Origin of the sequence: Providencia heimbachae ATCC 35613 (assembly GCF_001655055.1) — a bacterium.
Taxonomy (GTDB): Bacteria; Pseudomonadota; Gammaproteobacteria; order Enterobacterales; family Enterobacteriaceae; genus Providencia; species Providencia heimbachae.
In genome coordinates this window covers 45,217-68,246 of sequence record NZ_LXEW01000021.1, presented here as the reverse complement: position 1 = coordinate 68,246, position 23,030 = coordinate 45,217, and the positions used below count along the sequence as shown (strand labels likewise).

The window sequence follows — 23,030 nt, the reverse complement described above, 5'->3', positions numbered from 1 at the left end:
AGAGCTAACACCGTTTAACAACACCTATTTTGTGGTGAAAAGAACTGGCGTGTAGCAATAATAAAAATATCTAAATATTATTTGAACTTGTAGACATAATAGTTTGTCACACTGGGTAGAAAAAGATGGAGTATATAACAGCCAAAGAACGGTTAGTTGATCTTGCGTAAATTTACTTATAAGTAAATAGCGTATCAATTAAAGGCCGTTTTTGAGGTTTTTATCTGCTTCGTTTTAAAAAGAAGCATGTACAGTACAATACGTGAAAAATAGATGAATTAACCATATTTATTGAAGCAGCTCATTAACGCCTTGAGACCGCTTCGAGTGGTTGGTAGAGTAGACGGGTTTTTATTCGTCCCCAGCTTGCAGGATAACCCATTCGTTATGTTTAAAAAATTTCGTGGCATGTTTTCTAATGACTTGTCGATTGACTTGGGTACAGCCAATACCCTCATCTATGTCAAAGGACAAGGCGTAAAATTAAATGAACCCTCTGTTGTTGCCATTCGCCAAGACCGCTCTGGCTCCGCAAAAAGCGTTGCTGCAGTTGGTGGTGAAGCTAAACAGATGCTGGGACGTACTCCGGGTAACATTTCAGCAATAAGACCAATGAAAGATGGCGTAATTGCCGATTTCTACTTAACTGAAAAAATGCTACAGCACTTTATTAAACAAGTGCATAGCAACAGTTTCCTACGCCCAAGCCCTCGCGTTCTTGTTTGTGTCCCCGTTGGTGCAACGCAAGTTGAGCGTAAAGCTATCCGTGAATCTGCATTAAGTGCAGGTGCCCGCGAAGTGTTCTTAATTGAAGAGCCTATGGCCGCTGCAATCGGTGCGGGTCTGCCTGTTTCTGAAGCAACGGGTTCTATGGTGGTTGATATCGGCGGCGGTACAACCGAAGTGGCTGTTATTTCCCTGAATGGTGTTGTGTATTCATCTTCAGTGCGTATCGGTGGCGATCGTTTTGATGAATCAATCATTAATTATGTCCGTCGTAATTACGGTTCTTTAATTGGTGAAGCAACCGCTGAGCGAATTAAACACGGAATTGGTTCTGCTTTCCCAACTGATGAAGTTTATGAAATTGAAGTTCGTGGACGTAATCTCGCTGAAGGGGTTCCACGTGGCTTTAAAATGAACTCAAACGAAATTTTAGAAGCATTGCAAGAACCGTTAACCGGTATTGTTAGTGCGGTAATGTTAGCGTTAGAGCAGTGCCCGCCGGAACTGGCTTCTGATATTTCAGAACGCGGAATGGTCTTAACGGGTGGTGGTGCATTACTTCGTAACTTAGATCGCTTATTAATGGAAGAGACTGGGATACCAGTGATCGTTGCAGAAGATCCTTTAACCTGTGTTGCCCGTGGTGGTGGTAAAGCGTTAGAGATGATCGACATGCACGGTGGTGACCTGTTTAGCGAAGACTAAATAACGCCATAGGCAGGCTGGGGATAATTCTCCAGCCGCTGCTTTGACTCTATTTTTTAATTCTCTGACATTAGCGAAACTCAGCCATACATGAAGCCAATTTTTAGGCGAGGCCCATCCCTTCAGTTACGCATCTTTTTTGCAGTCATAATTGCATTAGTGCTGGTGGTGATTGGCCATCGTTTCGAGCCATTCAATAAAATCCGTAATTACCTTGATACGGCGGTAAGCCCATTCTATTTTTTAGCAAATGGCCCTCGTCAGTTTCTCGATAATGTCTCAGAAATTTTCTCTACACGTGACCAACTCCAATTCGAAAACAAAGCGTTACATCAGGAATTACTGCTAAAAAAAGCCGATAACCTGTTACTCGAGCAACTTAAACAAGAAAATGCCCGCTTAAGAGAGCTTTTAGGTTCGCCACTTCGCCAAGATGAACACATGATGGTGACTCAGGTTATTTCAGGTGCGAATACACCTTACCGTGACCAAGTGGTGATAGATAAAGGCAGTAATAAAGGCGTGTATGAAGGGCAGCCAGTTATCAGTGATAAAGGCGTTGTAGGGCAAGTGGTCGGTGTCAGCAATTTTAATAGCCGTGTTTTACTGATTTGCGATACGTCTCATGCATTGCCTGTACAGGTTTTACGTAATGATATTCGAGTTATAGCGGCTGGCTCCGGTTGTGCGGACGATCTTTTATTGGAGCCATTACCTGAAAATACCGACATTCGCGTTGGTGATGTTTTAGTGACATCGGGTTTAGGGGGGCGTTTCCCTGAAGGCTATCCGGTTGCTGTTGTTTCAGCGGTTAAGCACGATACTCAACGAGCTTATACGATCATCAATGCTAGGCCGACTGCCGAGCTGCAACGTTTGCGTTACCTGCTATTACTGTGGGGAAATGAAAATGATTCTCTCAAGCCGCTACAACCCTCTGAGGTGTATCGTGCTGCTAATGAGCGCTTGATGAAAGTGCTTCCTCAAGTTTTACCTAATCCGAGCGAAATTCAAGGGCCGCCATTGCCGCCATCAATGTCGCCGGAGTCACCACCTCAGCCATAATAAAAGGGTAACTATCATGGATTTGGGTAGAGGAGCTAACTAAATGGATGAATACCGAGGCAATGGCCGTGGCATTATTTGGTTATCTTTTTTTATCGCACTCATTTTACAAGTTATGCCGTGGCCAGAACAACTCATCTTTTATCGACCTTCATGGCTATTGCTAATCCTTATTTATTGGGTCATGGCGCTACCCCATCGTGTGAGCGTTGGTACCAGCTTTGTTTTGGGGATCATTGTTGACTCAATTCAAGGCTCGGCGTTAGGCGTTCATGCGCTTTCCTTCAGTATCATCTGCTATTTAGTTTCTTATAAGCATCAATTATTAAGGAATATGGCACTTTGGCAGCAAACTTTAGTTATTGTTTTACTTACTATAATTCAAAATCTTGCCATTTTTTGGGCTGAATTTCTATCTTCACAGGTATTATTCCATCCGCAAGTATTCTGGAATAGCCTCGTGAATGGTATCCTGTGGCCATGGTTATTTTTGTTATTACGAAAAATTCGTCGTCAGTTTTCAGTATGTTAAGATTTTATCTGCTGGCGCCCACTGGAAATATAGCTTATGAGTTTGATTTATCTAGCATCGGGTTCCCCTAGAAGACGGGAATTGGTGCAATTACTTGATTATACTTTTGAAATTCTGCGTCCTGAAGTAGAAGAAAAGTGGCAACAAGGTGAAACACCGCAAGCGTATGTGCAACGTTTAGCGCGAGATAAATCGTTAGCGGGAGTGGCCATCGCACCTGAAGACAGGCCTGTTTTAGGTGCTGATACGATTGTGGTGCTGAATAATCAAATACTCGAAAAACCCCATGACATTGAACATGCTGAAAAAATACTGGGTTCACTGTCTGGAAAAACACATCAAGTGATGACTGCCATCGCATTATCTAATCGTCATTTGACTTTAAACTCACTGATTGTGACAGATGTGACATTCCGCGAGTTATCTTTATCGGAAATACAGGATTATATACGCTCAGGTGAGCCAATGGATAAGGCCGGCGCTTATGGTATACAAGGAATAGGTGGTCGTTTTATTCGTAAAATTAATGGCAGTTATCATGCCGTTGTTGGTTTACCTCTGGTAGAAACGGACGAATTAATACAACAATTTTTAGCGTTAGGTGATGGTAAGGGGAACTCATGACTGCCGAGCTATTAGTAAACATTACACCATCTGAAACGCGCGTTGCTTATATTGACGGTGGGATCTTACAAGAAATACACGTAGAACGAGAAGCAAAAAGGGGACTAGTAGGGAATATCTACAAAGGTCGCGTAAGCCGTGTTTTGCCGGGAATGCAGGCGGCCTTTGTTGATATTGGTCTTGATAAAGCCGCCTTTTTGCATGCCTCTGATATCATGCCGCATACTGAGTGCATTGCGGGTGATGAGCAAAAAAACTTTCATATTCGCGATATTGCTGAGCTAGTTAAGCAAGGTCAGGATTTGATTGTTCAGGTCGTTAAAGACCCTCTAGGGACTAAAGGCGCAAGGCTAACCACCGACATCACATTACCATCACGTTACTTGGTATTTATGCCAGGAGCCTCTCACGTAGGCGTTTCACAGCGCATCGACAGTGAAAGTGAGCGTGAGCGCTTAAAGGAGTGCGTTGCACAATATTGCGATGAAAATGGTGGGTTTATTATCCGCACTGCCGCCGAAGGGGTTGGCGAGGATGAAATCAAGCAAGATGCTGCCTTTTTAAAACGTCTCTGGGTAAAAGTGATTGAGCGTAAAAAACGTAATGTTACTCGGACAAAAATTTATGGTGAGTTGTCTCTCGCATACCGAATTATTCGTGATTTTGCAGGCGCATCATTAGACCGCATTCGTGTTGACTCGCGGTTAACCTATACTGAATTACAAGAATTTATCGCAGAATATGTCCCTGAGATGACGGCAAAGCTGGAGCTTTACCAAGGTAATCAACCTATTTTTGACCTTTTTGATGTTGAAAATGAAATTCAACGCGCGATGGATAGAAAAGTTGAATTAAAGTCGGGCGGTTATCTGATTATCGATCAAACTGAAGCGATGACCACGATTGATATCAACACAGGGGCTTTTGTCGGCCATCGTAATCTTGAAGAAACCATATTTAATACCAATATTGAAGCGACTCAAGCGATTGCACGGCAATTACGTTTGAGGAATTTGGGCGGTATTATTATTATCGATTTTATCGACATGATTGATGCCGAGCATCGACGACGCGTTTTAGCGTCATTAGAGCAAGCCTTGAGCAAAGATAAGGTCAAAACCACGATCAATGGTTTTTCTCAGCTTGGTCTGGTTGAAATGACGCGTAAACGTACTCGGGAAAGCCTTGAGCATGTTTTATGTGATGATTGTCCTACCTGCCAAGGGCGCGGTACGGTGAAGTCAGTCGAAACCGTATGCTACGAAATTTTACGTGAAATTGTTCGGGTTCATCGCACGATCGATGCCGATAGATTCCTTGTTTATGCTTCACAAGCCGTTGTTGATGTTCTTAAAGGTGATGAATCTCATGCATTAGCTGAAGTCGAAATATTCGTCGGTAAGCAAGTTAAAGTGCAAACAGAGCCTTTATACAGTCAGGAACGTTTTGATGTGGTGATGATGTAGCATTGCGTTTGAGGAGAAACCGGTGAAACGACTACCACGCGTAGTATTAGTGACGACAGCAATTGTATTGTTGCTCTGCGCGTTAGTGTTGACGGGGCTACGTTTTCTCTTACCCAATATTGACAATTATCGTCAAGATATCATCGGCTATATTGAAAAACGCGCAGATATTGCATTAGACATTAAGCAAATAGATGGGGCTTGGCGATATTTTGGTCCTGTTTTTACGCTATCGAATGTCAATTTAAAAAGTGAAAAAACCGATGCTAGCGTGAGTAAAATTTCAGTTGAATTAGATATTTGGAATTCACTGTTTTCATTACGCTGGCGTTTTCGTGATTTGACCTTCTATCAGCTTCATGTTGATCATAAAGTTCCCTTTAGTTTAGATGGCCCAACAGATAGCACCTCATTAGATGCTGTCGAAGATTTGTTTTTACGCCAATTTGACCATTTTGTATTAAAGGATAGCCAACTCAGTTTTCTCAGCCCTTCAGAACAAAAAATAACACTAATCTTACCTGAGCTTTCATGGTTGAATCAAAATGAGCGGCATCGTGCTCAAGGATTTGTCAGCCTTGAAACGTTAAATAAACAGCACAGTTATTTGCAAATTAAACTCGATGCTTATGACAAAAACGGCGCGTTGAGCGATGGTATTGTTTATTTACAAGCGGATAATATCGATATGCAGCCTTGGTTAAGTCGCTGGCTACGTGACAATACAGGGTTAAGAGATGCTAATTTTAGTCTCTCTTCTTGGGTAACGATCAAAAACAAGCGTATTGATAATGGCTTAGTTCAGTTACGGCAAGGTGAAGCTAATTGGGGCGAAAATACGTTAGCGCAAAACCTTCAGGTAAATGATCTGTTATTGAGAATGAAGCGACAAGGTAATGGGTGGCTTTTTAATATTCCCGAACTGGATACTTTAAAAACCAATGAATATATCTGGCCGAAGGGGAGTGTATCCGTACTTTATTTACCCTCCTCGAAAAAATATCAAGATAAAGATCATTGGCGTGTCCGTGCTAAAAATATCGAACTTGAGCGTTTAAGTGAGGTATTACCCACATTTTCATTTGTGACACCAGAAATGGTTCAAGATTGGCAGCATCGTCAACCGACGGGTGTTGTAACTGAATTCTCCCTCGATTTAACACAAGATACGCTTGATCATACGCAAATCAGTATGGATTGGCGGGATGTTAGCTGGAGAAAATGGAAACAGTTACCCTCTGTTGAGCATTTCTCGGGTGTTTTAGCTGGCGATATGGAAGGTGGTGAGCTCTCCTTTACCTTACAAGATAGTCAGATAGATTATCGTGATGAATTTAAAGCGCCCTTCGAAATTAATAGTGCTAAGGGGCAACTCTATTGGCTGAATAATGACAGTGAATTCAAGTTATGGAGTAAGTCTGTTGATGTACAAGCCAAATCATTATGGGCAAATGGTGAATTTAGCTACGCCCAAGCAAAGAAAAATAAATCTGCTGATTTAGCTATCTTAGCGGGGATACGCCTAGATGATGCTGGGGATGCATGGCGTTATTTCCCTCAAAAATTGATGGGGCAAGATGTTGCAGATTATCTGACAAAAGCAATTATTGCCGGCAATGTTGAGAATGCAACTTTAGTTTATAAAGGCGATCCGGCTAATTTCCCATACGACAATAATGATGGGCAATTTCAAGTTTCGGTACCATTACGCGATGCAACCTTTGAATACGACAGTGAGTGGCCTGCGTTATTAGATTTAGATATTGATTTAGATTTTAAACGTGCGGGTTTATATATGCATGTGCCGGAAGTCAAACTTGGCGATGCCACTGCAACTAATCTAGATGCCATTATTCGTGATTACACCGATCAAATGCTGTTTATTGATGCAAACATCAGTGGAACAGGCAAACAAATTCAACAGTATTTCACCCATACGCCAATGGCTCACTCTATAGGTGATACGTTAGACGAATTACAAATCGGTGGTGTTGTGAACGGTAGCCTTGACTTGTCTATTCCCCTTTCTGCTGGGAAAGAGGTGATAGCTAAAGGACAAGTCCATTTAAATAAAAATGATTTATTTATTAAGCCAATTGATAGCAAAATTTCGGCATTAACCGGCAGTTTTCAGTTTAATAATGGTGATTTGATTGGTGATAAATTAAAAGGTGAATGGTTTGGTCAGCCGATAGCCATTGATTTTTCAACATTAACGGGTAAAAAAGATTATCAGGTTGATGTAAATTTGGCCGGTAATTGGGCGCTGGATAAACTTGCGATGATCCCGAATGCGATTAAACAGAAAGTCTCAGGAAGCAGTGAGTGGAAAAGCCATGTAGGGATAACAATACCTGAATCAACAAAAGAAAATCCAAAGTTGCAAATTGAGTTTACTGCGGGGCTAAAGCAACTAAAAAGCCAATTACCTGCATTAAATAGTGAGTTGCTTCATCAGCTAGGTCAGATTAATGTGCAAGCGAAAGGCACCACGGAGCAGTTAGTTGTCGGTGGTGATATTGGGCAACGTCTTGGTTTTAACACACAATGGTTATTAAGTCGCGAGCCACTCAAACTGGAAAAAGCGCATATTGCTGCGTGGAAGAATAAAGTCCCTGATTTACCTAAAACGTCGATTGTTTTAGTGGATCTCCCACCCGTGACGGATATGGACTGGGAAAAATTGGCAAGTGGATTATTATCTTCAAATGTTGGGGATGGCGTGGCTAAAATTACGCTACCTGAAATTGTGCAAGTCAAAGTACCTTCCCTTTATTTAGGTGGGCAGGTTTGGAATGATTTAAGTTTTTCATACAATTTATACAGTCGCGATCAACTGGTTCGTGTTGATAGTGAAAACTTAAAAGGGCAATTAGAAATATTCGCTCAAAAGCCATGGGCGTTAAAACTGGATTACTTGTATTACAACCCGATATCCATTGCTCAGACACAAAATAGCCCAGAGCAAACATCAACATTTGATTTTAGTGATTGGCCTGCGGTTAATTTTTATTGCCTTGATTGTTGGATTGGTGGGCAAAAGTTGGGCGAAATCAAAGCTAACTTACAGCCAAAAGGCAATGAAATACAGCTGACGGGTGGGACACTCAGTAATAGTGCCGCACAGTTAAAAGTCGATGCACTATGGCGCAGCGGTAGTATTAATGAAACACAAATAGCGGGTTCTTTAACGGGGGATGCGTTTGATGAAACGGCCGCTTATTTTGGTGTCCTTGTCCCGATTATTGAATCCCCATACGCTATTGAATTTGATTTAAATTGGAAAAATGTACCTTGGTCGCCAGATCTAACATCATTAAATGGCAAATTATCCACAAAACTTGGCAAAGGGGCTATTGCACAAATGGGCGGTGGTCGTGCGGGACAAATTTTGCGATTAATGAGCTTTGATGCGCTACTGCGTAAACTTCGCTTAGATTTTCGCGATACATTTAATGATGATTTTGATTTTGACTCTATTAAAGGCGACGCCAAAATTCATAATGGTATTCTGAGTTCAAAGAATTTTTATATTGATGGGTTAGTTGCGGACATTGCGTTAAATGGTGATATTGACTTGGTTAATCGTCAAATTAATATTGAGGCAGTCATCACACCGGAAATTTCTGCTACAGTAGGTGTAGCAACCGCATTTGTGATTAATCCATTTGCCGGTGCAGCGGTGTTTGCTGCATCTAAAGTGCTCGGGCCGCTATGGAGTAAAATTTCTGTCATCCGTTATCGTGTGACAGGTAGCGTGGACGAGCCGAAAATTGATGAAGTATTACGTCAACTTAAGGAGACTCAAGAGTAATGAAAACGGGAAACGTTGCACTTTTGCAGTTATGTAGCGGAGATAATACTAAACACAATTTGGCGCAAATTGAGCAACAAATCAAACAGTTGCCAGAATCAGTTGAGCTAGTACTGACGCCTGAAAATGCGCTGTTATTTGCGGATGCGGCAGTTTATCGTAAAAAAGCCGAGGTAGAAGGAAAAGGGCCCCTGCAAGATGCGATACGTGCAATGGCGAAGCGCTATAATGTGTGGATTTTGATTGGTTCAATGCCAATGATTAGTCGTGAAGATCCGGCTCGTATTACCAGTAGTAGCTTACTTTTTGATTCCGCAGGGAATATCAAAGCGCGTTATGACAAAATTCATATGTTTGATGTAAATATTGAAGATGAGCAAGGCAATTATAATGAATCTGTCATTTATCAACGTGGTGAGCATATCACGGTCGTTGATACCCCTGTAGGGCGTTTAGGGATGACGATTTGTTATGACTTGCGTTTTCCTGGTTTATTCCAAGCATTACGTGAACAAGGCGCGGAAATTATTTCAGTGCCTGCCGCATTCACGCGTTATACCGGGCAAGCCCATTGGGAACCTCTATTACGTGCTAGAGCCATTGAAAATCAATGCTATATTCTAGCGCCTGCTCAAGTTGGCGTACATGGTACGCGTCGCACTTGGGGGCATAGTCTAGCCGTTGATGGCTGGGGCAAGGTCATGAAACGAAACGTTGATGCAGTTGCATCGACGGTATTGAATATTAAAACCGACAGTTTGAGTGTCATGCGTGAGCAAATTAGAGTGGTGAAACACAATCGCTTTAGACCGCAATTGACATCTTTGATTAAGAAAGAAACAACAAAAGAGTAGCCAATATGAGTTTAGCTTCTGTCAGCGATCATTTGCTGACCGCCAATCGCCTTGAGCAAGAAAACCTGCACGATATTTTAGGGATGTTATCTGAGCGTCGCCTTGATTACGCCGATCTATTCTTCCAGTCTAGTTTCCATGAATCTTGGGTACTCGAGGATAGGATCATTAAAGATGGCTCGTATAATATCGACCAAGGTGTTGGTGTTAGAGCGGTCAGTGGTGAAAAAACAGGGTTTGCCTACGCCGACCAAATTTCCTTGCTGGCACTGACACAAAGTGCCACGGCTGCACGCAGTATTGTGAATGAGCAAGGATCAGGTAAATCGCAAATTCTCACGAATGTTGAATACAAAAGATTGTATTCACAAGCTGATCCGTTAAATAGCTTATCTCGTGAAGAAAAAATTGATTTGCTGCACCGTGTTGATCAAATAGCTAGAGCTGAAGATGCGCGTATTATCGAAGTTAATGCCAGCTTAACGGGTGTTTATGAGCAAGTATTGGTTGCAGCCACCGATGGTACTTTAGCGGCGGATATTCGCCCGTTAGTGCGTTTATCCGTCAGTGTGCTGGTTGAACATGACGGTAAGCGTGAGCGTGGAGCGAGTGGCGGCGGCGGTCGTTATGGTTATGAATACTTTTTAGAAATCCATCAAGGGCAAATCGTCGCTGAGCAATATGCTCGTGAAGCAGTGCGCATGGCATTAGTCAATTTATCTGCTATTGCCGCCCCTGCTGGAATGATGCCTGTCGTACTTGGTGCAGGTTGGCCGGGGGTATTGCTGCATGAAGCTGTTGGTCATGGTTTAGAAGGTGACTTTAATCGCCGTGGTACGTCTGTTTTTTCTGGGCAGATGGGTGAATTAGTTGCATCACCACTGTGTACTGTGGTTGATGATGGCACTATTGCTGGACGTCGTGGCTCATTAGCTATCGATGACGAGGGCGTACCAGGACAATATAATGTCCTAATAGAAAATGGTGTTTTGCGTAATTATATTCAAGATAAACTGAATGCTCGATTGATGGGAGTTTCACCAACGGGTAACGCACGTCGTGAATCTTATGCGCATTTACCGATGCCTCGAATGACGAATACTTATATGCTAGCAGGTGATTCGACACCGGAAGAAATTATTGCCAGTGTAGAAAAAGGCCTTTATGCACCTAACTTTGGTGGTGGTCAGGTCGATATTACCTCGGGTAAATTTGTATTTTCGACCTCTGAAGCCTATCTGATTGAAAATGGAAAAATCACTTCTCCAGTCAAAGGGGCAACCTTGATAGGTTCTGGTGTTGAGGCAATGCAGCAAATTTCGATGGTTGGTAATGATCTTGCGTTAGATAAAGGTGTCGGCGTGTGTGGTAAGGAAGGTCAAAGTGTGCCTGTTGGTGTTGGGCAACCAACATTGAAGCTCGATAAGCTAACGGTTGGTGGTACTGCATAGTCTTGAGGTTAAATGAATAAACGTATTGCATCAATGTTAATTATGGCGGTCTTGATTGCGCTTAGCCTCTATTTTAAAGGCAGTGATTTACAAGATACAGAACAGGCTGAAAGGCCTGTTTCTCCGCCAGAACAATCCATTCGTAATGAAAATGCACAAAAAATTGACCAACTAACCCAGCAAAGTAAAGTCGTCAGTTATGTGCAAAAATACCAAAAATTACCTGCTTTTTATGTGACAAAAAAAGAAGCAAGACAAGCCGGATGGGACGCTAAAAAAGGCAATTTGTGTGAAGTCTTACCGGGTAAAGCCATCGGTGGTGATAGATTTTTAAATCGTGAAAAACGTTTGCCTATCTCACCAAATCGCCAATGGTATGAAGCGGATATTAACTATAATTGTGGTCATCGAGGTGCAGATCGCCTGATGTATTCATCAGATGGTATGGTTTTTGTCACCACCGATCATTATAAAAGTTTTCAACAAATGAATTAAAAGGCGACAACCATGAGTAACCGTGTTGTGTTTGATTTTCGTCAGATAAACAATATTGAAGATTTTTATCTTCAATTTCAGCAACGGTTCTCGCTGCCTTCTTGGTTCGGGCACAACCTTGATGCCCTGTGGGATATTGTTTCCGCAGGCATTGAGTTACCTGTTACGCTTATTTTCGCCCATATGACATCTGAGCAGCGTATTGAATTCTCAGACGTAATTGATGTAATGAATGATGCGCAAGACATGTGGGAAGATGAATTTGTTTTTGCCTTAGATATAACAAAAAGCGCTAATGGTTCTACTGGCGAGTTATGATAGAGTCTAAGCATACTGAGTAAATCTAACAGGTAAAATTAGAATGAGTACCATCACTTTCCAACACCTGACCTCTCAAAATATCAGTGCATTGAATGATCGGTTTCTAAACAAGAAATTTGTGATTGTTCATGGCTATACCGCAACCCCTACAAAAAACTGGTTTCCTTGGCTTAAGGCTGAATTGGAATCATTGGGGGCTTTCGTTGAAGTGCCTGAAATGCCTGAATCGTTGTCACCAAACCCTCAAAAATGGCTGCAACACCTAATTGAATTACCTGTTCATATTGATGAAAACACAATACTTATTGGGCATAGCCTTGGTTGTATTACCATATTGCGTTTTTTAGCACATCAGCGAGTTGAAGGTCAAAAATTAGGGGGGTATATATTAGTTTCAGGTTTTGATGATGAGCAAGCTACCTTGCCAGAGTTGAGCGTGCATACTGTTGATAAATTAAATTATGGTGAATTAGTTGATATTGCAGATAAACGAATATCAATCATTTCAACTAATGATGAAATTGTCTCACCCCAGTCTTCAAAAGAATTGGCTCAAGCTTTACAAACGGAAGTGATCATTGAAGAAGGCGCAGGGCATTTTCTCGATCGGGAAGGGTATACCGAATTTCCAACACTTCTTACCACGATAGACAAATATTTCTAGCCATAAAGATGCTCCCCTAGTCATATCGATGGCGTAGGGGAAAATCCATTAAGCGCTTTCTGACAGCTCTTTCAAATATTGAAATATTTGACGGTAAGCTTTGGGTGGTTTATTTCCTTCACGCTCTTTTTTAGCATTGCGCACTAGCGCTCTGAGTTGTTGTCTGTCCGTGTGAGGGAACAGTGCAACGACGTCTTCGATAACCTCATCACCGCCTTCAATTAAACGGGTACGTAAGTCTTCAAGCTTATGAAAGAAAACCGCTTGTTGATTATGACGATTTTTGAGTTTATCGAGAGCTTCAGTGATCGGCTCGATATCGCGAGAACGCAGTAATTTACCGATAAGCTGCAACTGACGACGACGGCCTTCACGCTTAATGCGTTGAGCAAGTTCAATCGCTTCAAGTAGCTGGCTGTCCAATGGGATACGTTCGAGCTCATTTTTGCTCAAATCGACCATTTCTGCACCCAGTTTTTTCAGGATTTCAGCATCACGTTTAATCTCGCTTTTGCTGACCCAAATAATTTCATCGTCCTCTTCTTCCTCTGGCGCTGGGATATCATCCAGCCAGTCTTCAGGCTGTGTGGCCATATCGTTTTTCCTTTTTACATAACACAGTGATGACCTACCGTGTTGTGGATGTTAGTATTTATATATTATGTATTGTAACTGGGAAAAAGCCCTAATGACTACCTGACATTTGCATGTTGGAGAAGAAAGTTGCTTTTTACCCCTCATTATTGGACTAAATGCATGAGTGTAACTGATCAAGTCAACGAACAACGTAAAAAATTAGAAGATGCGGTCGCCCACGCATTAGAATTTGCCAACAGCCGTTGCGATGCCGCCGAAGTGGCTGTAAACAAAAGCACCGGTATTAGCGTAAGTACTCGCCAAGGTGAAGTCGAAAATGTTGAGTTTAACAGTGATGGCGCTTTAGGGATCACCGTTTATCATCAACAACGTAAAGGCAGTGCATCTTCAACAGATTTAAGTCCTGAAGCGATTGAGCGCACCGTACAGGCGGCTATTGATATTGCCTGCTATACCTCAGAAGACCCTTGTGCAGGGCCGGCAGAAAAATCACTTTTGGCTTTTGAAGCACCCGAGTTGAATCTTTTTCAAGCGACTGAAATCTCACCTGAAGAAGCGATAAGATTAGCATCACAAGCAGAAATGGCCGCACTGAATGCTGACTCGCGTATTGTTAATACCGAAGGGGGCAGCTTCAATGGCCATTATGGTGTGCGCGTATTTGGTAACTCCCATGGCATGCTACAAAGCTATAGCTCTAGCCGTTATTCAATATCTAGCTGTGTGATTGCAGAGCATAACGGTGATATGGAACGTGATTACGCCTACACGATTGGTCGTAGCTTGAGCGCGTTGCAATCCCCTGAATGGGTAGGCCAAGAATGCGCTAGGCGCACGTTGGCACGCTTAGCACCAAGAAAGTTACGTACCATGAAAGCGCCAGTGATTTTTGCCTCAGAAGTGGCTACAGGTCTATTTGGTCATTTGGTGGGTGCGATTAGTGGTGGCAGTATTTATCGTAAATCCTCTTTCTTACTTGATAGCTTAGGCAAACAAATTTTACCCAGCTGGTTAACCATTAATGAGCAACCTCACTTAATGGGGGGACTTGCATCCTCACCGTTTGATAGTGAAGGTGTTCGCACCAGTGAACGTAATATTATTGAGAACGGTATATTACAAACCTGGCTGATGACCAGCTATTCAGCCAGAAAATTAGGGCTGCAAAGCACTGGCCATGCGGGTGGTATCCATAATTGGCGTATCGCAGGGCAAGGTCTTACTTTTGATGCTTTATTAAAGCAGATGGGAACTGGCTTGGTAGTTACTGAATTGATGGGACAAGGTGTCAGCGGGATCACCGGTGATTATTCTCGTGGCGCATCGGGTTTTTGGGTTGAAAACGGCGAGATTCAATATCCTGTTAGCGAAATCACCATTGCCGGTAATCTAAAAGATATGTGGGCGAATATGGTCACGATTGCTGATGATATTGAAACCCGCAGTAATATTCAGTGTGGATCTGTCTTGATCCCTGAAATGAGCATTGCAGGGGAATAGTCCTCGCACAAACCTTCATTTTATAAAAAAGGCACTCAAATGAGTGCCTGAATACGCTAGAGGGCTTACTGGAGTTTCTTCGCTGAAACTTTTTTCGCTAAGCCTTCTTTTTAATAGCGAAAAGCCTTAGCGATGATATTCACCTGCCGCTTCTGGCTGGTAAACAATTTCGAGTACTCTAACACGCGTTGCGACGCCGTTTGGCAACGCCCAACTGATTTCATCATTAACACGCAAGCCGAGCAGTGCTGCTCCAATTGGTGCCATTACAGATAATTGTTCTGCACTGTCTTTCAGCGATGCTGGATAAACCAGTGTACGAGTACGTTCCTCGTTACTGATTAGGTCAAGAAAACGAACTGTGCTGTTCATGGTGACTACATCAGCCGGAATTTCCTGCGGAGTCACAATGTCTGCACGGTCAAGTTCGTCATTCAACGCTTCTGCAACGGGAGTATCTGCATAAGCGGGTTGTTCCATGAGCGCATCTAAGCGCTCAGCATCTAAATCATTGATAATAATTGTTGGCTTTTTCATACCACACTCCAAATAGAGACATACAAAGCAAACACCCCCCACCCAAAAGGTAGGGGGTGTCGCTATAAATAAATTTGTTTAAAATATTAGGCGCTATACGCTTTAAAGGGAAGAGATCGCGATCACGAACTCAGGCCTGTACCTGTAAAAATACGCACATTGATAAGTTGATTGAGGAGTTATTGATGTTGCTACTCTTCATCAAATCCATTTTCGAATAGGTTAATTATCGCGGATAATGCCAAGTGTTCATCTGGGCCGCTAACCTCAATATCAATTTTGCTACCTTGTTCTGAGTCTAACATCAACATGGCAATAACGCTATCGGCCTCAGCCTCAATTTGATGATTATTACGCAAAACAACCCTAGAGTTAAATTGTTTAACTAAATCATAGAGTAACATAGCTGGTCTTGCATGCATACCGAGCCGATTTTTAAGCGTAATGGTGGCTGTTACACTCATTACTTACGTTTTTCTAGTGTTCTGTGACGTGACTGGACGTTTTTCCCTCTAGAACGGAAGTAATCTGCCAGTTGTTCCGCAACATAGACTGAGCGGTGTTTGCCGCCAGTACAGCCAATAGCGACCGTTAAATAACTTCGGTTATTGGTTTCTAACATCGGTAGCCATAATTCTAAATAGCTACGCGTTTGATAAATAAAATTATGCACCTCAGTGTGCCTATCCAAGAATGCAGCAACAGGGCGATCTAAGCCCGTCATTGGACGCAGTTTTGGATCCCAGTGTGGGTTAGGCAAGAAACGCACATCAAACACATAATCAGCATCAATAGGAATGCCGTGTTTAAATCCAAAAGATTCAAACACCATCGTCAGCTCGCGTTCACGTTTGCCCATTAAACGAGTTCTTAGCATCTCGGCTAGCTCATGCACTGACATTTCAGACGTGTCGATGACTAAGTCTGCTCGTGAGCGCAGAGGCTCCAGAAGCTCATTTTCTTCATCAATGGCGCTTTCAAGAGAGAGATTTTTACTTGAAAGAGGATGAAGCCTACGAGTATCACTGTAGCGACGAATTAGTGTATTGCGATCGGCATCCAGAAACAGTAGCTGTGGCGAGAAAGTTGATGGTAATTTATCAATTGCTTCTTCGAAAACTTCTGGATTATCCGGCATATTACGTACGTCAATGCTAACCGCTGCTGAAATGTTACGTTCAGCGAGTGAATTAGCCAACTCCGGAAGTAGCACAACCGGTAGGTTATCCACACAATAGAAACCCATATCTTCCAGCGCACGTAAGGCAACGGATTTCCCCGAACCGGAACGGCCGCTGACAATCATCAGCACCATGAACTCACTCCCTTCTATTTCTTGATGGCCAATAGGTGAATAACTATGTGACCATAAGTTATCAAGTAAATTTAACGGTTTTGCTCTTTAACGTAACCATTATCTTTTAACAGTGTAAACCATAATGATTTCATTGTGATACCACAAAAAGTTGCAAACTTATAATTTACTCAGTAATTATACTATATAACTCATTATCGCTTTGTGCTGACCGCAAACGCTTACAAAAGGTTTTATCAGCCAGTTTTTTAGCAATCAGCGACAATGTGTGCAAATGCGTTTTGCATTGATCTGCTGGAACAAGTAGTGCAAAAAGGAGATCAACAGGTTGATTGTCAATTGAATCAAACGCAATCGGCTCTTCAAGGTGTAAAAAAACACCAACAGCTTGTGCATTTTTACCCTCAACGAGTTTGCCATGAGGTATTGCTATGCCTCCACCAATACCCGTTGTACCCACTTTTTCTCTGGTTAATAACGCTTCAAATACCGTATTTTCCGGTAATTCCAACTCAGCGGCAGCCAATTCGCTAATAATTTCTAAGGCTCTTTTCTTACTCGTGCACACGATGTTATTACGTGTACAGGCTGATGATAAAACAACGCTTAATTGGATTTCTATATCACTATTCATTTTATTATTCACTTAGGACTACAAAACCAGATGGCGTATACCACCATCTGGTTTGGAACATTCATCGATTAGGACGCGAAAACGCCCTAGATCGCATCAATGTATTAGTGTTGTCTCAGTTTTTCTTTGTGCTTAGTTAATTGGCGCGACAGTTTGTCTACCAGTAAATCGATTGCAGCATACATGTCGTTCTCTTCCGCTGATGCATGAAGCTCCGCACCATTGACTTGCAGGGTAGCTTCAGCAATTTGCTGAACTTTTTCAACTTTAAGGACAACTTGAATACTGTTTATACGATCAAACAATTGCGTTAGTTTTTTGAGTTTTTTCTCAACCGTTTCACGCAATGCAGGAGTCACTTCAATATTGTGTCCAGTAATCTGAAATTCCATACAATCTTCCTTATTTTATCAATTAAACCAGCTGTTTACGCTGATTAGAGGGCGGAATAGATAACGATTCACGATACTTAGCAACAGTTCGACGAGCAACTTGAATACCTTGTTCGGCCAGCATACTCGTCAATTTACTGTCACTCAATGGTTTTGCTGGGTTTTCAGCAGCAACCAGTTTTTTCACTAGAGCACGAATAGCTGTTGAGGATGCTTCTCCTCCGCTATCAGTACTGACGTGACTAGAGAAAAAATACTTCAACTCAAAAATACCTCTAGGGCTATGGAGAAACTTTTGAGTTGTCACTCTTGAGATAGTTGATTCATGCATATCCACCTGATAGGCAATATCGGCCAGTATCATCGGTTTCATGTGTTCTTCACCTAACTCAAAGAATTCTTGCTGCTGTTCAACAATGCACGTCGCGACTTTTAACAGTGTCTCATGGCGGCTTTCGAGACTTTTTATTAGCCATTTCGCATCTTGCAGATGACTACGAATATACTGTGAGTCACCTTCATTAGCTGAATTATTAATTAATGAAGCATAATGATTATTAATACTTAGTTTAGGGATGCTATCTGTATTTAACTCAACTTGCCAGTGTCCGCTGATTTTTTTCACCAGAACGTCGGGTATCACATATTCAGATTCACCCGTATTAATCGATTGCCCTGGTTTGGGATTCAAGGTGAGTATCAGGTCTATGGCGGTTTTTAGCGCATCTTCTTTTAGACGAGTTAATTTACTCAGTTGACGAAAATCGCGATTAGCCAGCAAGTCAATATGATTGCTAATAATCAGCTTAGCTTCAGCTAACCCATTGGTATCTTTTGGGTAAAGAGAAAGTTGGATGAGTAAACACTCTTTTAAATCCTGAGATGCGACACCGAGTGGATCAAAATGCTGGATCCGTTTTAGAACGGCAATCACTTCTTCTAGAGTAATGTCAGGGTTATCAATCCCTTCATGGATATCCACAATTGTGGATGTGAGATAGCCTGAATCATCAATTGAATCAATTATTGAGGCAGCAATAGCGCGATCGGTATCAGTAAAAGGGGTTAATTCAGCTTGCCAAACAAGGTAGTCTTGCAATGTTTGCGTTGTTTCCCCTTGATAAACAGGAAGTTCTTCAAAGCTATAATCATTGCTTGTCCCTGATGGCGTACCTGCGGAGTAAATTTCATCCCAATCTGCGTCAAGGGGCAATTCATCCGGTATGTCATTTTTTTCTAGCGCATCTTTGGTATCAATTTCACTACTATCTGTATTTTGCTCGAAATTATCGATGGGCTCTAATTCCGTGTCCTGCTCATCTTGTTCCAGCAATGGATTAGTTTCAAGGGCGAGTTGAATCTCTTGTTGAAGCTCAAGTGTAGACAACTGTAACAGACGAATGGCCTGTTGCAATTGGGGTGTCATTGCGAGCTGTTGGCTGACTCTGAGCTGCAAACTTTGCTTCATGAATGTGATTCTTCTCCATCTTAATTAACGAGCATCTTAACGAACGACCTCTTCAATGAATCTTCCACTAAAGTGCTAGGATTTAATGGCTTATAGCCTAAAACCTTCACCTAAATAAACACGCTTAACTTGTTCATTTTCAAGGATCATCGTAGGTGTACCATGAGCAATCAAGTGACCTTGGCTCACGATATAGGCTCTTTCACAGACATCTAACGTTTCACGCACGTTATGGTCAGTTATTAGGACACCAAGGCCATAATCACGTAAATGCTGGATGATTTTTTTGATATCGAGGACAGAAATCGGGTCGACCCCCGCAAAAGGTTCATCTAATAAAATGAACTTTGGATTTGCAGCAAGTGCGCGTGCAATTTCGACTCGACGGCGTTCACCACCGGAAAGTGATTGACCCATACTGTTGCGTAAGTGAGTGATACTGAACTCTTCCATCAGCTCTTCTGCTCTTTCTTTGCGCTGCTGGGTGTTTAAATCGTGGCGGATTTCTAACACTGCCATTAGGTTATCATACACACTAAGACGACGGAAAATTGAGGCTTCTTGTGGAAGGTATCCGATACCTCGGCGAGCACGCTCATGCAGTGGAAGCAGACTGATGTCTTCGCCATCAATCATAATTTTGCCTGCATCACGTTGAACGATGCCGACCACCATATAAAAGGTGGTTGTTTTACCCGCTCCGTTGGGGCCGAGTAGACCAACAATTTCGCCAGATTTAACCTCAAGGCTAACATCTTCAACAACTTTGCGTTTTTTGTACGCTTTTGCCAGATTCTCTGCGGTAAGTGTTGCCATAACGATTATTTACTCTTACTCGTGTTGGTGGACGAACTGTTCGCAGCAGGGCCTTTCTCTTGTAATTGCGCTGGCAGTATTACAGTAGTGACACGTTTACCTTTGTCGCTGAAAGCTTCCATTTGCTGAGTTGGTACGACATAAGTGATTTTATCACCTTTAATGTTGCTATCGAGCTGTTCAAGATAAGCATCGCCCGTTAATGTGACGAGTTGTTTATCAACTTCATAGCGCGCTTTTGCCGCATGCCCTTTGATAGGTTTGCCATCATCTTGTAACTGATAAAAGGTTACAGGAGTACCAAAAGCTTCGATAACAATTTTATCTGAATCGCTACTTGGGCGTGTGACAACAACTTTATTGGCTTTAATATCAATAGAGCCTTGTTTTATCACAACATCATCAGTAAAAGTGGTAATGTTCTTTTCTAAATCAAGGGATTGCTTGACAGAATTAATCGTCATTGGCTGTTGTGTGTCACTTTTTAGCGCCATAGCGGGTAGGCTAAGAGCTAAAATTGCACTGGCAACGGCTCCTTGAATAAAACGCTTCTTAGTTACTTGGTTCATTTTTGTTGCTCTTTTGGTTGTAACTCATAATAAGTTTTCACATCTTCGATTAATTCTGCGGTTCTCGTACGTAGGTTACCCTTCATTTTTAAACCTGTAGAATTGAGCCCATGCCCAGTAATGGTGACTTTATCTTCAGATGAAACGTCTTGTGTTGTCAAATTGACAACCGCACTTTCAGTTGTAATTTGTTGAATTTGTGACTCTTTATTTAAGCTGTCGACCTGCACATCACTGTAAAGGTATAAGACCCTATCGCTTGTTAACCTTGCTTTGAATGCTTTGACTGTCCAAGTGGGGACCCCAGCTTCGTTATAGGTTGTTAAAACAGGTTGAGAAAACCAAGTGATCTTACTTTCAGTGTAATTATCAATTTTCGTGGCGATGAGTTTGTATGCTAAATCGCCTGCAGGATTATAGACGAAAGTCACAGAATCATCAGTTTGATAATTAGGTTGGCCGTCATTTATTACGCTACCCGTCGTTTGTCCTGAATCCGAGCCGGAAAGGTTCCAGCCAATAAGCCCAAGTACAATGAGGGATAGAATAATGATTAACCACTTTTTCGTATTGCTCATGAATTATTTCTATTCTTTAAATCGATAAGCCTTTAGCTTCTTTCAATTTATTTTGTGAAAGAAGGATGAGGTCACAGAGTTCGCGAACGGCGCCTTTACCGCCACCAATTTTGGTAACGTAGTCAGCCTTCGTGAGCAGTAGAGGATGTGCGTCAGCTACTGCTACAGATAAACCCACTTTTGCCATAACAGGCCAATCAATTAAGTCATCACCAATATAGGCGGTTTCATCTTCAGTTAACTGTAGTGTATCTAACAGTTCACGATACGCCAAAAGCTTATCGCTTTGACCTTGGTAAAGATATGTAATACCCAATGTTTTGGCTCTATCTTCAAGGAGTTTAGCTTGTCTGCCTGTAATAATGGCGACTTCAATGTCTGATGTGAGTAAACAGCGTATACCATAGCCATCACGGACATTGAACGCTTTGAGCTCTTCACCGTTATTACCCATATAAATTAAGCCATCCGACATCACACCATCGACGTCGCAAATTAATAATTTAATTTTAGCGGCTTTTTCTATTACTGAGCGGGCGATAGGGCCGTAGCAGGTGTTTAATTCCATTGTTATTCCTTGTTATACCTTATACAACACCCGCTTGGAGCAGGTCATGCATATGCAGGACGCCAACCAATTTATTGTTTTCGGCAACCAATAAAGAGGTCACGTGTTTAGACTGCATTAAATTCAGTGCTTCAACTGCGAGTATATTTGGAGAGACTCTGATCCCGCCGGGGGTCATGAGATCAGCAATTTTAGCATTATTTAGGTCGATCCCCATATCAAAGATACGGCGTAAATCCCCATCGGTGAAAATGCCTTCAATATTCATCTCATCATCACAAATGACAGTCATACCCAATTTTTTACGCGTAATTTCAACCAATGCTTCACGTAGGCTTGCACTTTTGGAGATGTAAGGGATGTCATCACCTCTACTCATTAAATCACGAACAAGCAGTAAAAGCTTGCGTCCAAGTGCGCCGCCAGGATGAGAAAGGGCAAAATCGTCAGCGGTGAATCCTCGAGCCGTCAGTAGTGCGATTGCAAGTGCATCACCCATAACTAATGTTGCGGTAGTACTGGTTGTCGGCGCCAGTCCAAGTGGGCAGGCTTCTTGTGGAACCTTTATGCACAGATGGATATCCGCATACTTACCCATGTTACTGTCGGGGTTGTTCGTCATGCAAATAAGTGGAACTTTGATTCTTTTTAATACGGGTAATAAGGCTAAGATTTCACCTGATTCACCAGAGTTAGATATCGCTAAAACGACATCTTTGTTGTTTATCATCCCTAGGTCGCCATGGCTGGCTTCACCTGGATGAACAAAAAATGAGGGAGTTCCGGTACTGGCTAATGTCGCTGCGATTTTCTTGCCAATATGTCCCGATTTACCCATTCCCATGACAACGACTTTTCCTTGGCAGGTGAAAATTAGCTGGCAAGCGCGGTCAAAGTCATGATTGATATATTGTTCGAGATTATTAAGGCCTTCACGTTCGATACGGAGAACATCTTTACCTACTTGCTGAAAATCGAAGTTTGACATTTCTAGTTCCATGCGTAGCTTTTCAGTTAATCGGATTAGCGAAATTGGATTGTATAACGAATACTTAGTATCAGTAAGTATTTTGTCTGTTAAGCGCTTTTTAGTGCTACTTTAGCGTCTAATTACTATTTTATTATTAGTCGACGCCACTGTTAATCAGATTAATGGTATTTTATTAGCACCGAGAACCAAAAAATATTTATAAAATCGCGTATTCTCAATGAGTGACAAATATATTTGTTATCAGATCTATCTGCTGTTTTTTAAGGCAAATATTGATTCATAATGAACATCATTAACTGTTTTTAAGACATTTCATTTATATACACATACAGTTGTAACATTAAAAAT

Annotated in this window: 24 protein-coding genes; 12 read left to right on the top strand and 12 right to left on the bottom strand. The window is 42.0% G+C overall.

Annotated elements, in window-relative coordinates:
- Positions 1-387 precede the first annotated feature (387 nt).
- From M998_RS07155 to M998_RS07105, 11 genes are all read left to right on the top strand, one after another.
- Positions 388-1,431 (top strand): rod shape-determining protein, encoded by a 1,044-nt coding sequence (locus M998_RS07155; protein ID WP_068440782.1) that lies wholly within the window; start codon positions 388-390, stop codon positions 1,429-1,431.
- A 90-nt stretch (positions 1,432-1,521) separates the two neighbouring features.
- Positions 1,522-2,496 carry a rod shape-determining protein MreC gene (mreC, locus tag M998_RS07150; RefSeq protein ID WP_068440784.1) on the top strand — a complete coding sequence of 325 codons (975 nt, stop codon included), beginning with the start codon at positions 1,522-1,524 and terminating at the stop codon, positions 2,494-2,496.
- Positions 2,497-2,539: 43 nt separating this feature from the next.
- The gene (gene mreD / locus M998_RS07145; RefSeq protein WP_068440787.1) at positions 2,540-3,028 is read left to right on the top strand and encodes a rod shape-determining protein MreD; all 489 of its coding nucleotides are present in this window, start codon (positions 2,540-2,542) and stop codon (positions 3,026-3,028) included.
- Positions 3,029-3,064: 36 nt separating this feature from the next.
- Positions 3,065-3,652 carry a Maf family protein gene (locus M998_RS07140; protein ID WP_068908183.1) on the top strand — a complete coding sequence of 196 codons (588 nt, stop codon included), beginning with the start codon at positions 3,065-3,067 and terminating at the stop codon, positions 3,650-3,652.
- Entirely contained in the window at positions 3,649-5,118 is a 1,470-nt protein-coding gene (rng, locus tag M998_RS07135) for a ribonuclease G (RefSeq protein ID WP_068440792.1), read from the top strand. The genes M998_RS07140 and rng overlap by 4 nt, the downstream gene beginning before the upstream one ends.
- A gap of 22 nt (positions 5,119-5,140) precedes the next feature.
- Positions 5,141-8,932, top strand: coding sequence for an AsmA2 domain-containing protein YhdP (gene yhdP / locus M998_RS07130; protein ID WP_074379432.1), 3,792 nt, complete (start codon positions 5,141-5,143; stop codon positions 8,930-8,932).
- A complete protein-coding gene (gene nit1, locus M998_RS07125) occupies positions 8,932-9,786 on the top strand; it encodes a deaminated glutathione amidase (protein WP_068440795.1) in 855 nt (284 codons plus the stop codon). The genes yhdP and nit1 overlap by 1 nt, the downstream gene beginning before the upstream one ends.
- A 5-nt stretch (positions 9,787-9,791) precedes the next feature.
- Positions 9,792-11,237 carry a metalloprotease TldD gene (gene tldD / locus M998_RS07120; RefSeq protein WP_068440799.1) on the top strand — a complete coding sequence of 482 codons (1,446 nt, stop codon included), beginning with the start codon at positions 9,792-9,794 and terminating at the stop codon, positions 11,235-11,237.
- A 12-nt stretch (positions 11,238-11,249) separates the two neighbouring features.
- On the top strand, positions 11,250-11,732 hold the full coding sequence (locus M998_RS07115; RefSeq protein ID WP_068440803.1) for a ribonuclease domain-containing protein: 483 nt from the start codon (positions 11,250-11,252) through the stop codon (positions 11,730-11,732).
- A gap of 12 nt (positions 11,733-11,744) precedes the next feature.
- Complete coding sequence (locus tag M998_RS07110; RefSeq protein ID WP_068440805.1) at positions 11,745-12,050, top strand: barstar family protein; 306 nt, start codon at positions 11,745-11,747, stop codon at positions 12,048-12,050.
- Between the two features lie 43 nt (positions 12,051-12,093).
- Positions 12,094-12,717, top strand: coding sequence for an RBBP9/YdeN family alpha/beta hydrolase (locus M998_RS07105; protein ID WP_082913006.1), 624 nt, complete (start codon positions 12,094-12,096; stop codon positions 12,715-12,717).
- Positions 12,718-12,765: 48 nt separating this feature from the next.
- Here M998_RS07105 and yjgA read toward each other — a convergent pair whose 3' ends face one another.
- Positions 12,766-13,311 (bottom strand): ribosome biogenesis factor YjgA, encoded by a 546-nt coding sequence (gene yjgA / locus M998_RS07100; protein ID WP_068440809.1) that lies wholly within the window; start codon positions 13,309-13,311, stop codon positions 12,766-12,768.
- 162 nt (positions 13,312-13,473) lie between these two features.
- Here yjgA and pmbA point away from each other — a divergent pair, with 162 nt between their 5' ends.
- Positions 13,474-14,814 carry a metalloprotease PmbA gene (gene pmbA / locus M998_RS07095; protein WP_068440812.1) on the top strand — a complete coding sequence of 447 codons (1,341 nt, stop codon included), beginning with the start codon at positions 13,474-13,476 and terminating at the stop codon, positions 14,812-14,814.
- A gap of 126 nt (positions 14,815-14,940) precedes the next feature.
- On the opposite strand, the gene rnk is transcribed toward pmbA, so the two are convergent.
- From rnk to kdsD, 11 genes are all read right to left on the bottom strand, one after another.
- The gene (gene rnk, locus M998_RS07090) at positions 14,941-15,351 is read right to left on the bottom strand and encodes a nucleoside diphosphate kinase regulator (protein WP_068440815.1); all 411 of its coding nucleotides are present in this window, start codon (positions 15,349-15,351) and stop codon (positions 14,941-14,943) included.
- A gap of 191 nt (positions 15,352-15,542) precedes the next feature.
- A complete protein-coding gene (npr, locus tag M998_RS07085) occupies positions 15,543-15,815 on the bottom strand; it encodes a PTS phosphocarrier protein NPr (RefSeq protein ID WP_068440818.1) in 273 nt (90 codons plus the stop codon).
- Positions 15,815-16,666, bottom strand: coding sequence for an RNase adapter RapZ (rapZ, locus tag M998_RS07080; protein ID WP_068440821.1), 852 nt, complete (start codon positions 16,664-16,666; stop codon positions 15,815-15,817). Before rapZ ends, npr begins: the two co-directional genes overlap by 1 nt.
- A gap of 166 nt (positions 16,667-16,832) precedes the next feature.
- The gene (gene ptsN / locus M998_RS07075; protein ID WP_068440824.1) at positions 16,833-17,300 is read right to left on the bottom strand and encodes a PTS IIA-like nitrogen regulatory protein PtsN; all 468 of its coding nucleotides are present in this window, start codon (positions 17,298-17,300) and stop codon (positions 16,833-16,835) included.
- A gap of 104 nt (positions 17,301-17,404) precedes the next feature.
- A complete protein-coding gene (hpf, locus tag M998_RS07070) occupies positions 17,405-17,692 on the bottom strand; it encodes a ribosome hibernation promoting factor (protein WP_068440827.1) in 288 nt (95 codons plus the stop codon).
- A gap of 22 nt (positions 17,693-17,714) precedes the next feature.
- Positions 17,715-19,160 (bottom strand): RNA polymerase factor sigma-54, encoded by a 1,446-nt coding sequence (rpoN, locus tag M998_RS07065; RefSeq protein ID WP_068440828.1) that lies wholly within the window; start codon positions 19,158-19,160, stop codon positions 17,715-17,717.
- A gap of 90 nt (positions 19,161-19,250) precedes the next feature.
- Positions 19,251-19,976, bottom strand: a complete 726-nt coding sequence (gene lptB, locus M998_RS07060) for an LPS export ABC transporter ATP-binding protein (protein WP_068440831.1) — start codon at positions 19,974-19,976, stop codon at positions 19,251-19,253.
- Between the two features lie 5 nt (positions 19,977-19,981).
- On the bottom strand, positions 19,982-20,545 hold the full coding sequence (gene lptA / locus M998_RS07055; RefSeq protein WP_068440834.1) for a lipopolysaccharide ABC transporter substrate-binding protein LptA: 564 nt from the start codon (positions 20,543-20,545) through the stop codon (positions 19,982-19,984).
- The gene (lptC, locus tag M998_RS07050; RefSeq protein WP_068440837.1) at positions 20,542-21,123 is read right to left on the bottom strand and encodes an LPS export ABC transporter periplasmic protein LptC; all 582 of its coding nucleotides are present in this window, start codon (positions 21,121-21,123) and stop codon (positions 20,542-20,544) included. Before lptC ends, lptA begins: the two co-directional genes overlap by 4 nt.
- Before the next feature lie 16 nt (positions 21,124-21,139).
- Positions 21,140-21,691 (bottom strand): 3-deoxy-manno-octulosonate-8-phosphatase KdsC, encoded by a 552-nt coding sequence (kdsC, locus tag M998_RS07045; protein WP_068908181.1) that lies wholly within the window; start codon positions 21,689-21,691, stop codon positions 21,140-21,142.
- A gap of 19 nt (positions 21,692-21,710) precedes the next feature.
- On the bottom strand, positions 21,711-22,679 hold the full coding sequence (gene kdsD / locus M998_RS07040) for an arabinose-5-phosphate isomerase KdsD (protein WP_068440840.1): 969 nt from the start codon (positions 22,677-22,679) through the stop codon (positions 21,711-21,713).
- Between the last annotated feature and the right edge of the window lie 351 nt (positions 22,680-23,030).

Coding starts and splice junctions, on each gene's coding strand:
- M998_RS07155 (WP_068440782.1), top strand. CDS start 388: ATGTTTAAAAAATTTCGTGGCATGTTTTCTAATGACTTGTCGATTGAC.
- mreC (WP_068440784.1), top strand. CDS start 1,522: ATGAAGCCAATTTTTAGGCGAGGCCCATCCCTTCAGTTACGCATCTTT.
- mreD (WP_068440787.1), top strand. CDS start 2,540: ATGGATGAATACCGAGGCAATGGCCGTGGCATTATTTGGTTATCTTTT.
- M998_RS07140 (WP_068908183.1), top strand. CDS start 3,065: ATGAGTTTGATTTATCTAGCATCGGGTTCCCCTAGAAGACGGGAATTG.
- rng (WP_068440792.1), top strand. CDS start 3,649: ATGACTGCCGAGCTATTAGTAAACATTACACCATCTGAAACGCGCGTT.
- nit1 (WP_068440795.1), top strand. CDS start 8,932: ATGAAAACGGGAAACGTTGCACTTTTGCAGTTATGTAGCGGAGATAAT.
- tldD (WP_068440799.1), top strand. CDS start 9,792: ATGAGTTTAGCTTCTGTCAGCGATCATTTGCTGACCGCCAATCGCCTT.
- M998_RS07115 (WP_068440803.1), top strand. CDS start 11,250: ATGAATAAACGTATTGCATCAATGTTAATTATGGCGGTCTTGATTGCG.
- M998_RS07110 (WP_068440805.1), top strand. CDS start 11,745: ATGAGTAACCGTGTTGTGTTTGATTTTCGTCAGATAAACAATATTGAA.
- M998_RS07105 (WP_082913006.1), top strand. CDS start 12,094: ATGAGTACCATCACTTTCCAACACCTGACCTCTCAAAATATCAGTGCA.
- yjgA (WP_068440809.1), bottom strand. CDS start 13,311: ATGGCCACACAGCCTGAAGACTGGCTGGATGATATCCCAGCGCCAGAG.
- pmbA (WP_068440812.1), top strand. CDS start 13,474: ATGAGTGTAACTGATCAAGTCAACGAACAACGTAAAAAATTAGAAGAT.
- rnk (WP_068440815.1), bottom strand. CDS start 15,351: ATGAAAAAGCCAACAATTATTATCAATGATTTAGATGCTGAGCGCTTA.
- npr (WP_068440818.1), bottom strand. CDS start 15,815: ATGAGTGTAACAGCCACCATTACGCTTAAAAATCGGCTCGGTATGCAT.
- rapZ (WP_068440821.1), bottom strand. CDS start 16,666: ATGGTGCTGATGATTGTCAGCGGCCGTTCCGGTTCGGGGAAATCCGTT.
- ptsN (WP_068440824.1), bottom strand. CDS start 17,300: ATGAATAGTGATATAGAAATCCAATTAAGCGTTGTTTTATCATCAGCC.
- hpf (WP_068440827.1), bottom strand. CDS start 17,692: ATGGAATTTCAGATTACTGGACACAATATTGAAGTGACTCCTGCATTG.
- rpoN (WP_068440828.1), bottom strand. CDS start 19,160: ATGAAGCAAAGTTTGCAGCTCAGAGTCAGCCAACAGCTCGCAATGACA.
- lptB (WP_068440831.1), bottom strand. CDS start 19,976: ATGGCAACACTTACCGCAGAGAATCTGGCAAAAGCGTACAAAAAACGC.
- lptA (WP_068440834.1), bottom strand. CDS start 20,545: ATGAACCAAGTAACTAAGAAGCGTTTTATTCAAGGAGCCGTTGCCAGT.
- lptC (WP_068440837.1), bottom strand. CDS start 21,123: ATGAGCAATACGAAAAAGTGGTTAATCATTATTCTATCCCTCATTGTA.
- kdsC (WP_068908181.1), bottom strand. CDS start 21,691: ATGGAATTAAACACCTGCTACGGCCCTATCGCCCGCTCAGTAATAGAA.
- kdsD (WP_068440840.1), bottom strand. CDS start 22,679: ATGTCAAACTTCGATTTTCAGCAAGTAGGTAAAGATGTTCTCCGTATC.